At 73.4% G+C, this 10,715-nt stretch carries 11 protein-coding genes; 3 read left to right on the forward strand and 8 right to left on the reverse strand.

The window, feature by feature from the left end; genetic code table 11:
* Positions 1-18 precede the first annotated feature (18 nt).
* Positions 19-573, forward strand: a complete 555-nt coding sequence (locus ACFYQQ_RS12415) for a L,D-transpeptidase (RefSeq protein ID WP_355787120.1) — start codon at positions 19-21, stop codon at positions 571-573.
* Between the two features lie 42 nt (positions 574-615).
* Here ACFYQQ_RS12415 and ACFYQQ_RS12420 read toward each other — a convergent pair whose 3' ends face one another.
* The 8 genes from ACFYQQ_RS12420 to ACFYQQ_RS12455 all read right to left on the reverse strand — a co-directional run bounded on the left by ACFYQQ_RS12420 (position 616) and on the right by ACFYQQ_RS12455 (position 8,461).
* The gene (locus tag ACFYQQ_RS12420; protein WP_356169988.1) at positions 616-783 is read right to left on the reverse strand and encodes a hypothetical protein; all 168 of its coding nucleotides are present in this window, start codon (positions 781-783) and stop codon (positions 616-618) included.
* Between the two features lie 160 nt (positions 784-943).
* On the reverse strand, positions 944-1,477 hold the full coding sequence (tsaE, locus tag ACFYQQ_RS12425; protein WP_355785348.1) for a tRNA (adenosine(37)-N6)-threonylcarbamoyltransferase complex ATPase subunit type 1 TsaE: 534 nt from the start codon (positions 1,475-1,477) through the stop codon (positions 944-946).
* Complete coding sequence (locus tag ACFYQQ_RS12430) at positions 1,443-2,690, reverse strand: alpha/beta hydrolase (RefSeq protein WP_355785351.1); 1,248 nt, start codon at positions 2,688-2,690, stop codon at positions 1,443-1,445. Before ACFYQQ_RS12430 ends, tsaE begins: the two co-directional genes overlap by 35 nt.
* A gap of 218 nt (positions 2,691-2,908) precedes the next feature.
* On the reverse strand, positions 2,909-4,060 hold the full coding sequence (gene alr, locus ACFYQQ_RS12435) for an alanine racemase (RefSeq protein ID WP_356169984.1): 1,152 nt from the start codon (positions 4,058-4,060) through the stop codon (positions 2,909-2,911).
* A 326-nt stretch (positions 4,061-4,386) separates the two neighbouring features.
* The gene (locus tag ACFYQQ_RS12440; RefSeq protein ID WP_355788821.1) at positions 4,387-5,817 is read right to left on the reverse strand and encodes an NAD(P)H-hydrate dehydratase; all 1,431 of its coding nucleotides are present in this window, start codon (positions 5,815-5,817) and stop codon (positions 4,387-4,389) included.
* 63 nt (positions 5,818-5,880) lie between these two features.
* The gene (locus ACFYQQ_RS12445; protein WP_356169981.1) at positions 5,881-6,252 is read right to left on the reverse strand and encodes a holo-ACP synthase; all 372 of its coding nucleotides are present in this window, start codon (positions 6,250-6,252) and stop codon (positions 5,881-5,883) included.
* Positions 6,253-6,301: 49 nt separating this feature from the next.
* The gene (glmS, locus tag ACFYQQ_RS12450) at positions 6,302-8,149 is read right to left on the reverse strand and encodes a glutamine--fructose-6-phosphate transaminase (isomerizing) (RefSeq protein WP_356169979.1); all 1,848 of its coding nucleotides are present in this window, start codon (positions 8,147-8,149) and stop codon (positions 6,302-6,304) included.
* Between the two features lie 78 nt (positions 8,150-8,227).
* Positions 8,228-8,461: a hypothetical protein gene (locus tag ACFYQQ_RS12455; RefSeq protein WP_355792251.1), complete on the reverse strand. Its 234-nt coding sequence runs from the start codon at positions 8,459-8,461 to the stop codon at positions 8,228-8,230.
* Between the two features lie 169 nt (positions 8,462-8,630).
* Between ACFYQQ_RS12455 and coaA the strand changes: the two genes are divergently transcribed.
* Together coaA and ACFYQQ_RS12465 are read left to right on the forward strand one after the other, a co-directional pair.
* Entirely contained in the window at positions 8,631-9,620 is a 990-nt protein-coding gene (coaA, locus tag ACFYQQ_RS12460; protein WP_355792249.1) for a type I pantothenate kinase, read from the forward strand.
* 16 nt (positions 9,621-9,636) lie between these two features.
* Positions 9,637-10,581 carry a DUF389 domain-containing protein gene (locus ACFYQQ_RS12465; protein WP_355792246.1) on the forward strand — a complete coding sequence of 315 codons (945 nt, stop codon included), beginning with the start codon at positions 9,637-9,639 and terminating at the stop codon, positions 10,579-10,581.
* Positions 10,582-10,715: the final 134 nt, after the last annotated feature.

Raw genomic sequence — 10,715 nt, forward strand, 5'->3', positions numbered from 1 at the left:
GAGAGGTGGGCACACAAGGTGGCTAGGAGCAGCTCGGGATTCGTGGCCGGGCTCACCGCGGCGGCCGTCGCCGCAGTCGGATTCCTCGCCTACCAGGCGTCGGCCAACGTGCCGGACACGCTGGGGAAACCGCACGCGGCCAAGTCGCCCTCGGCCACCACGTCGAAGGCGCCCAGGGACAAGAAGAACCCGGCGGCGCTGCCCGCCCGGTCCGGCACCGGCGAGCGGGTCGTCTACTCGATCGACGACGACCGGGTCTGGCTCGTCGGCGCGGGCGACAAGGTCAGGCGCACCTTCAAGGTCACGCCCAGCGCGGTCGACCCGCTCCCCGCCACCTACACGGTCACGTCCCGGTCGAACGCCGTGACGGGCTCCGACGGCACGCCGATCGAGCACGTGGTCCGCTTCGCCTCCAACCAGGGCGTCGCCATCGGGTTCAGCGCGGCCGTCAGCGGGTCCACGGCCAGGCCGTCGTCGGCCGCGAAGACCGGCGGCATCCGCGAGTCCCGCGAGGACGCCGACGCCATGTGGGACTTCGCGACCATCGGCCAGAAGGTCGTCGTCATCAAGTAGCCGCGTGTGCGGCGGCCCTTCCCGGCGGGCCGGGCCCGGAGGTCAGGCGGCTTCCGGGCGCCGTACCTCGGCGGGCTCGGCGCGGGGCGGCGCGGGCGCGGGAGGCGGGGTGGACACCGCGTCGGCCGCCGCGCGCGAGGCCAGCAGGTCCCGCACGGACACGGCGGCCGGCACGCGCGGCAGTGCCTCGTCTCGTTCTGAAGTCGGCATGGACGCCTCCTGGGGCCGCGGGGGCGGGCGTGGTTAGGTAGACCTAACCACGATCTGGTGTCCATGTGACCACGGCCGGGACGCCCTGTGCAACATGTTGCCGACGTCCTGTCGGAACGTTCCCGTCCTCATCGCCCGCGACGGCCCCGGCAAGGCTCCGTCAGAGCGCGAGCACGCCCAGATCCGCCGTCGCCCAGCGCCCGCCGAGCCCGGTCAGCGTGACGTGCCGGACCTCGTCCGTGGTGTCGCCGACGGCACGGTGGATCACCACGTGCAGCCGGTCGTCGGTCAGCTCCTCGACCTTGCCCTCGCCCCACTCCACGACGATCAGCGAGTCGGACAGCGACACGTCGAGATCGAGGTCCTCCATCTCGTCCAGCCCGCCGCCGAGCCGGTACGCGTCCACGTGCACCAGCGGCGGCCCGTCGCCGAGGGACGGGTGGACGCGGGCGATGACGAAGGTCGGGGAGGTGACCGCGCCCCGGACGCCGAGGCCCTCGCCGAGCCCGCGGGTCAGCGTGGTCTTGCCCGCGCCGAGCTCGCCGTTCAGCATGACGAGGTCACCGGCGCGCAGCAGCCCGGCCATGCGGCGGCCCAGCTCCTGCATCTGTTCGGGGGAGGTGACGGTGATCCGGACGCTGACGCCCCCCGCGGCGGGCTCAGCCGGGCTGTGCGGTGCTGCTGGTGCTTCCATAGCCACCCACGGTAGCCCCTGCGGGTACCGCTCCCGCGCGCACGAGGAGGTCCGCGAGGCGGTCTATGACGACCTCCGGATGCTCCAGCATCACGAGGTGCCCGGCGTCCGGCACGAGGACCAGTTCGGCCTCCGGCAGCAGGTCCGCGATGGCCTCGCTGTGCTCGCTCGGGGTCACCAGGTCGCCCACCCCGGCCAGCACCAGCACGGGCAGCCCCGCGAAGTGCACGAGGGCCTCGGTCTTGTCGTGCTCGGTGAACGCCGGGTAGAACTCGGCGACCACGTCGATCGGCGTGCCCTCGATCATCCGCTCGGCGAACCGCTCGATCGCCGGGTCCACCTCACGGGACGCGAACGAGTACCGCTTGATGACGCCCGCGAACAGGTCGGCCGTGGCCCGCCGCCCCTTCTCCACCAACTCCGCCCGCTGCCCCAGCGCCTTCAGCACCCCGGGCAGGACACGCCGCACCGCGTTGACGCCCGCGACCGGCAGCCCGAAGTTGACCTCGCCGAGCCGCCCCGACGACGTACCGACCAGCGCCACGGCGACGACGCGGTCGCGGATCAGGTCGGGGTACTGGTCGGCGAGCGCCATTACGGTCATGCCGCCCATGGAGTGCCCGACCAGCACGATCGGGCCCTCGGGGGCGGCCGCGTCGATGACGGCCTTCAGGTCGTGGCCGAGCTGGTCGATCGTGACCGGCTGCCCGTCCCGCACCTGGGCGGCGCCGCGCCCGGACCGGCCGTGGCTGCGCTGGTCCCAGTGCACGGTGCGCACCACACCGCGCAGCGCGGCCCGCTGGAAGTGCCAGGAGTCCTGGTTGAGGCAGTAGCCGTGGCTGAAGACGACGGTGACGGGCGCGGGGGCCTTGCGGCCGAAGAGACGGCGGCGCCGCGGGCTGAGCGAGGCGTCGCTCTCGACCTCGTCCACCTCGTAGTACAGCTCGGTGCCGTCGTCGGCGTACGCCTTGCCCGGGGTGCCGCGCAGCGAGCCGTAGGGACCCGTGGAGTCGAGCGCGAGCCGGGCCTTCCTGCGCATGCCGCGGCCGACGGTGAGCCGCTCGATCGCGACACCGGCGGCGGCGCCCGCGGCGACCACGCCTATCGCGGCCCCGGCGAAACCGGCCCTGCGCCAGTTCCCCGCGGTACCGGCGGCGGAGGCGGCGGCCGCCACGGCGGCGTCCGCGACTGCCTCCGCACTGCTCTCGCTCACGTACCGCTCCTCTTCGCCGGCATGCCGGCTGTCGTCCGGGGCCGGGTCCGGATGGTCGGGTGCCGCCGTCGGCGCCGGCACCCGGGGCGCGGGCGCCGTCGGGCGGGCCATGTCCTGTTGTCCTGCGCAGGTGACCGTCACCGTATGCCGGTTACCCGCGCTGCCGGGACTTCACCTTGTTCATTTGTCGCCGCCGTCCGGTTCCCCGGCCGGCGGCGTCAGCTGCTCGGTCCTTCTCCCGTATGGACGCGCGGGACGCGGGTTCCGATGCGCGTGACGATCTCGTACGCGATGGTGCCTGCCGCCTGCGCCCAGTCCTCGGCGGTCGGTTCACCGCGGTCGCCCGGGCCGAACAGCACCGCCTCGGCACCGGCCGGCGGCTCGTCCCCGCCGAGGTCGACGACGAACTGGTCCATCGCGACCCGGCCCGCGACCGTCCGCCACTTCCCGCCGACCAGCACGGGACCGGTGCCCGAGGCGTGGCGCGGGATGCCGTCCGCGTAGCCGACCGGCACGAGACCGAGGGTCGTCTCGCCCGGGGTGACGTAGTGGTGGCCGTAGCTGACGCCGTGGCCGCCCGGTACGTGCTTCACCAGCGCGAGCGACGCGCTGAGCGTCATCACCGGACGCAGCCCGAAGTCGGCGGGCGTACCGATCTCCGGGCTCGGCGAGATCCCGTACACCGCGATCCCGGTGCGTACGAGGTCGAAGTGGCTCTCGGGCAGCGTCAGCGTCGCCGGCGAGTTGGCGATGTGCCGCACCTCGGGGGTCGCTCCCCGCTCCTCCGCGTACGCCACCATCTCGCGGAAACGCGTGAGCTGGGCCTCGATCGAGGGGTGGCCCGGTTCGTCGGCGCAGGCGAAGTGGGACCAGAGCCCGGTGATCCGGACGAGGCCCTCCCGCTCGGCCCGCAGCGCCTCGGCGACCAGCTCGGGCCAGTCGGCGGGCTGGCAGCCGTTCCGGCCGAGGCCCGTGTCGGCCTTCAGCTGCACCCGCGCGGCGGCACCCGCGTCCCGGGCGGCCTCGACGACCTCCCGCAACGCCCACATCGCGCTCACCGACACGTCCAGCCCGGCCTCCACCGCCTGCCGCCAGGGCCCGCCGGGAGTCCACAGCCAGCACATGATGCGCCCGTCGAGACCGGCCGCGCGCAGCGCCAGCGCCTCCTCGGGCGTGGCGGTGCCGAGCCAGGTGGCCCCCGCCTCGGTCGCGGCCCGGGCACACCGCACCGCCCCGTGGCCGTACGCGTCCGATTTCACGACGGCCATCAGGGCCGCGCCGGGCGCGTGGGCGCGCAGGGTCCGCACGTTGGCCCTCAGTGCGGCCAGGTCGATCTCGGCGCGGGCGCGCAGATGTGCTGTCTCAGTCATGGCGCCCCCAGTGTCTCAGAGCCGACCCCCACCCCTCCCGCAGCCCCGTCGGGGTACGGGCGGGCATCTCAGCCCTTCCGGCGTTTATGCCAAGAGCCCGGAGGGCTGATGTCAGCCCGTCCGGCGTTTGAGGACGAGCGCGCAGCGCGAAGGGGGGTCCGGGGGCCGCAGCCCCCGGGAACGGGACGGGAAGGGGCGGAGGAGGCGAAACACCCCTGCCCCGGCCCCTGTTCACCGGGGGAACACGCCCACCCCGGGGCACTTTCGCCCACCCCGGGGCACCCTCACCCACCCCGGTGGAACGCAAACCCCGACAAGGCGGGCGGCTAGCCCCGTACGTCCCGCCACGCGTCCGGAATCGCGTCGGCGACATCGTGCGCCCCCGCGGGAGCCCCACCGGAGGCGAACCTCCCCGCCAGCCCGTGCAGATACGCGGCGACACTCCCCGCGTCCACCGCGGAGAGCCCCGACGCGAGCAACGACCCGGCCAGCCCCGACAGCACGTCCCCGCTCCCGGCGGTGGCCAGCCACGACGTCCCCGTCGCGTTCACCCGCACCGCCCCGCCCGCCGCGTCGGCGACCAGCGTCGTCGACCCCTTGAGCAGCACCGTCGCCCCGTAGAGCCCCGCGAGTTCCCGCACCGAGGTCAGCCGGGACCGCTCGACCTCCTCGCGGGCGACGCCGAGCAGCGCGGCGGCCTCCCCGGCGTGCGGGGTCAGCAGGGTGGGCGCAGTACGCCCGCGTACGGCCTCGCGGTCGGCGAGCCGCAGCCCGTCCGCGTCGACCAGCACGGGCACGTCCGCCGCGAGCACCTCGGCCACCGCGGACGCGTCGTCCCCGGCGCCGGGTCCCACCACCCACGCCTGGACCCGCCCGGCCTGCCGGGGCCCCCGGTCGGACACCAGCGTCTCGGGGAACCGGGCGATCACGGCGTCCCCGGCCGCCCCGACGTACCGCACCGCCCCCGCGCCGCCCCGCAGCGCACCGGCCACGGCGAGCACGGCGGCGCCCGGATAGCGCGCGGACCCGGCGGCGACGCCGACCACCCCGCGCCGGTACTTGTCGCTCTCCGCGGAGGGCGAGGGCAGCAGGGCCGCCACGTCCGCGTGCTGCAACGCCTCCAGTTCGGGCGCCACCGGCAGGTCGAGCCCGATGTCGACGAGGCGTACGGAACCGGCGTACTCGCGCGCCGGATCGACCAGCAGAGCGGGCTTGTGGGTCCCGAAGGTCACCGTCAGGTCGGCGCGCACGGCCGCCCCGGACAGCTCGCCGGTGTCGGCCTCGACCCCGCTCGGCAGGTCCACGGCGACGACGGCCGCCCGGGATCTCGCCGCGTGTTCGGCCAGCACGGCGGCCTCGTCCCGCAGACCGCCCCGGCCGCCGATCCCGACGATGCCGTCGACCACCAGGTCGGCCCGCCGGATCAGCGGTTCGGCGGCACCGGGGGCGACCGTGCCGCCGCCCGCGCGCCGCAGCGCGGCCAGCCCTTCCGCATGGGTGCGTCCGGGTGCCGTCAGCACCGCGGTGACACCGGCGCCACGCCGGGCCAGCCGGGCCCCCGCGTACAGGGCGTCCCCGCCGTTGTCCCCGCTCCCGACCAGCAGCACGATCCGGCTGCCGTACACCCGTCCCAGCAACTGGGCGCAGGCGGCGGCGAGTCCGGCCGCCGCGCGCCGCATCAACGCTCCTTCGGGGAGCCGCGCCATCAGCTCCCGTTCAGCGGTCCGCACGGTCTCCACGCTGTACGCAGTACGCATACGTCGAGTGTCCCGTACCCCCGTCGCCCCCGCGCCCCTGCCCCGCCCGGCCGGGCGGGCCGGTCAGCCCTCCGCCACCACCACCGCCGACGCCACCCCGGCGTCGTGACTCAGCGACACGTGCCAGGAACTGACGCCCAGTTCGGCCGCCCGCGCCGCCACCGTCCCGGTCACCCGCAGCCGCGGCCGGCCGCTGTCCTCGACGTAGACCTCGGCGTCCGTCCAGTGCAGGCCCGCCGGGGCGCCCAGCGCCTTGGCGAGCGCCTCCTTCGCCGCGAAGCGCGCCGCGAGGGACGCGATGCCCCGGCGCTCACCGCTCGGCAGGAGCAGTTCCCGTTCCAGGAAGAGCCGTTCGGCCAGTCCGGGCGTTCGCTCCAGCGACACCCGGAACCGGTCGATCTCGGCCACGTCGATGCCGACCCCGATGATGCTCATGCCCCGCACCCTAAGGCGCGGGGCACCGGCACCGCCCGGGGGCCCCGCCTCACTCCACCGTCACGGACTTGGCGAGGTTGCGGGGCTGGTCGACCTCGTTGCCGCGGGCGGTGGCCAGCTCGCAGGCGAACACCTGGAGCGGGACGGTCGTCACCAGCGGCTGGAGCAGGGTCGGCGTGACCGGGACGCGGATCAGATGGTCCGCGTACGGCACCACGGCCTCGTCGCCCTCCTCGGCGATCACGATCGTGCGCGCTCCCCGCGCCCGGATCTCCTGGATGTTGGAGACGATCTTGTCGTGCAGGACCGAGCGGCCGCGCGACGAGGGGACGACCACGACGACCGGCAGGTCCTCCTCGATCAGCGCGATCGGCCCGTGCTTCAGCTCGCCCGCCGCGAAGCCCTCGGCGTGCATGTACGCCAGTTCCTTCAGCTTGAGGGCGCCTTCGAGTGCCACGGGATACCCGACGTGCCGGCCGAGGAACAGCACCGTGTCCTTGTCGGCGAGCGAGCGGGCCAGTTCCCGCACCGGCTCCATGGTCTCCAGCACCCGTTCCACCGAACGGGAGATCTCCGCCAGGTCCCGGACCACCGCGCGGATCTCGTCGCCCCACTTGGTGCCGCGCACCTGGCCGAGGTACAGCGCCACCAGGTAGCAGGCCACCAGCTGGGTGAGGAACGCCTTCGTGGAGGCGACGGCGACCTCGGGGCCGGCGTGCGTGTAGAGCACCGCGTCCGACTCCCGCGGGATCGTCGACCCGTTGGTGTTGCAGATCGCCAGCACACGGGAGCCCTGCTCACGGGCGTGCCGCAGTGCCATCAGGGTGTCCATGGTCTCGCCGGACTGCGAGATGGCGATCACGAGGGAACGGGGGTCGAGGATCGGGTCGCGGTAGCGGAACTCGCTGGCCAGCTCCACCTCGCAGGGGACCCGCGTCCAGTGCTCGATGGCGTACTTGGCGATCATGCCCGCGTGGAAGGCCGTACCGCAGGCCACGATGACGACCTTGTCGATCTCGCGCAGCACCGAAGCGGGGATCCGCACCTCGTCCAGCGACAACGAACCGGAGCCGTCGATGCGCCCCAGCAGGGTGTCGGCGACCGCCTTGGGCTGCTCGGCGATCTCCTTGAGCATGAAGTAGTCGTAGCCGCCCTTCTCGGCCGCCGAGGCGTCCCAGTCGACGTGGTAGGAGCGCACGTCGGCGGTCCTGCCGTCGAAGCCGGTGACCGTCACCCCGTCCCGGCGCAGCTCCACCACCTGGTCCTGGCCCAGCTCGATCGCCGACCGGGTGTGAGCGATGAACGCGGCGACGTCGGAGGCGAGGAACGCCTCGCCCTCCCCCACGCCCACCACGAGGGGCGAGTTCCGGCGCGCCCCGACGACCACGTCCGGCTCGTCGGCGTGCACCGCGACCAGGGTGAAGGCGCCCTCCAGACGGCGGCACACCAGCCGCATCGCCTCCGCGAGGTCGGCGCACGAGGAGAACTCCTCGGCGAGCAGGTGCGCCACCACCTCGGTGTCCGTCTCCGAGGTCAGGTCGTGTCCGCGCTCGGCCAGCTCGGCGCGCAGCGCGGCGAAGTTCTCGATGATGCCGTTGTGCACGACCGCGACGCGGCCGGCGTTGTCCAGGTGAGGGTGGGCGTTCGCGTCCGTGGGGCCGCCGTGCGTGGCCCAGCGGGTGTGCCCGATGCCGGTCGAGCCGCTCGGCAGCGGCCGGTCGACCAGCTCCTTCTCCAGGTTGACCAGCTTCCCGGCCCGCTTGGCGGCGGCGAGGCCGCCGTCCGCGAGCACGGCGACGCCCGCCGAGTCGTATCCCCGGTACTCCAGCCGCTTCAGGCCGGCCACCACCACATCGAGTGCCGACTGCGACCCCACGTATCCCACGATTCCGCACATGGCTGGCAGCCTAAGGGCCCGTCCTCGTCCCGGCCCGGCAGCGCGTGCCCGATATCGGAGATTGCGGCCCCGGGCGGCTCAGTCCCCGCGCTCGATCCGCTCGATCGCGTCCTGGACCATCCCCAGGTACTCGACCTCCTCGCAGCGCGGCTTGCTGCCCAGCTCGTAGAGGGCCAGACAGTCGTCGAGGTCCTCGCCCAGGTCCTCGTCGGGCAGGTCGACGGCCAGTTCGCTCCACACGCGGCCGGCGAGATCGGCGGGCGCGGCCTCGGTGGCGGGCGTCCTGCGGCGTACGAAATCACGGATGTGCATGGCGATCGCCACTCCCAACCCCCGCGCTTCCGGAGGGCGGCTCTGCCTCCCGGATGGCGGGAACCTATCCCCGCGGAAGGCTCCGGTCCAGACCTGGGACGGGCTGTCACCCGGGAGTGCGTGACGGATCCCACCTCACGCCCCGTTCAAATCCCCGTAACAATGGACTGTGATCTCTCCGGTCCCCGCGCCGCCGCGGAGCGCCCACCGGCCCAGGCCGGAGGCGACTCCCTACGTCGACCTCACCCGTGCCGAGTGGAGCGTGCTGCGTGAGAAGACGCCGCTCCCGCTGAACGCCGAGGAGGTCGAGAAGCTGCGCGGTCTGGGCGACGTCATCGACCTCGACGAGGTGCGGGACATCTACCTCCCGCTGTCCCGGCTCCTCAACCTGTACGTCGGGGCCACCGACGGGCTGCGCGGCGCCCTCAACACGTTCCTCGGCGAGCAGGGCTCCCAGTCCGGCACGCCCTTCGTCATAGGCGTCGCGGGTTCCGTCGCGGTCGGCAAGTCCACGGTGGCCCGTCTCCTGCAGGCCCTGCTGTCCCGCTGGCCGGAGCACCCGCGCGTCGAGCTGGTGACCACGGACGGGTTCCTGCTCCCGACGAAGGACCTGGAGGCGCGCGGCCTGATGTCCCGCAAGGGCTTCCCGGAGTCCTACGACCGGCGCGCCCTGACCCGCTTCGTCGCCGACATCAAGGCCGGCAAGGCCGAGGTCACCGCGCCCGTCTACTCGCACCTCATCTACGACATCGTGCCGGACCAGAAGCTGACCGTCCGCCGTCCCGACATCCTCATCGTCGAGGGCCTGAACGTGCTCCAGCCCGCCCTGCCCGGCAAGGACGGCCGCACCCGCGTCGGCCTCGCCGACTACTTCGACTTCAGCGTGTACGTGGACGCGCGGGCCGAGGACATCGAGCGCTGGTACCTCAACCGCTTCCGCAAGCTGCGCGCTACCGCCTTCCAGAACCCCTCCTCGTACTTCCGCAAGTACACCCAGGTCTCGGAGGAGGAGGCGCTCGACTACGCCCGCACGACCTGGCGGACCATCAACAAGCCCAACCTGCTGGAGAACGTGGCGCCCACGCGGGGCCGCGCCACCCTCGTCGTCCGCAAGGGCCCGGACCACAAGGTGCAGCGCCTGAGTCTGCGAAAACTCTGACCGTTACGCTGCCGCCATGCTGCATCTGCGCCTGATCACGCCCTCCGACACGACCGACGAGGTGGTCCGGCTCATCGAGCGGACGGTCGGCACCACGCACGTCGTCGTCCTGCCGGGTGCCGCGCGCAACCCCGCCGGGGACGTGGTGCTGTGCGACGTGGCGCGCGAGGCCGGTGACGGACTGCTCAGCGCGCTCCAGGGGCTCGGCCTCGACCGGACCGGTTCCATCGCGGTGGAGAACATCGACCTGTCGCTGTCCAAGCGCGCCGACAAGGCCGAGGACGAGGCTCCGGGCGAGGGCGCCGACGCGGTGCTGTGGGAGCACCTGACCGACGCGACGCACGAGGAGTCGACGCTGTCGGTCACCTATGTCGCGTTCATCACGCTGGCGACGATGATCGCGGCCTGCGGTGTCGTGCTGGACAACGCGATCCTCATCGTGGGCGCCATGGCGGTGGGCCCGGAGTTCGGGCCGCTGGCCGGCATCTGCACCTCGGTCGTGCAGCGCAGCCCGCGGCTGGCGCTGCGTTCCCTGGTCGCGCTGCTGGTCGGGTTCGCGGTGGCGATGGCGGTGACGGTGGGCTTCAGCCACTTCATGGACGCCGTCGGCCTGTTCACCGAGGCCCAGTTGGAGGGCAAGCGGCCCAACACGGGCTTCGTGTACGCCCCCGACTGGTTCTCCTTCGTCGTGGCGGTCCTCGCCGGTGCGGCCGGCACGCTCTCGCTGACGTCCGCGAAGTCGGGCGCCCTGGTCGGCGTCGCCATCTCCGTGACGACGGTCCCGGCGGCGGCGAACGCGGCCGTGGCGCTGAGCTACGGCGACACCGGCCAGACCTGGGGCTCGACGGAGCAGCTGCTGCTGAACCTGCTCGGCATCGTCGTGGCCGGGACCCTCACGCTGCTGGCCCAGAAGTGGTTCTGGGCCAGGCAGCGCGAGCGGGAGCCGGCGACGATCGGCTGAGCGGTCGTCCCGAGCCGTCGTCCCCAGGCCGTGTCCGGCCTAGGGCCTGTCGTTTGGATCAGGTCGGCCGTGACGGACGGTTCGTCCCGGCCGACCCGAGCGGGGTCTGGTGCGTGCAGCTGCAAGGCGGAGGA

The sequence above is a fragment of the Streptomyces sp. NPDC005496 genome, from assembly GCF_042872045.1.
GTDB lineage: Bacteria > Actinomycetota > Actinomycetes > Streptomycetales > Streptomycetaceae > Streptomyces.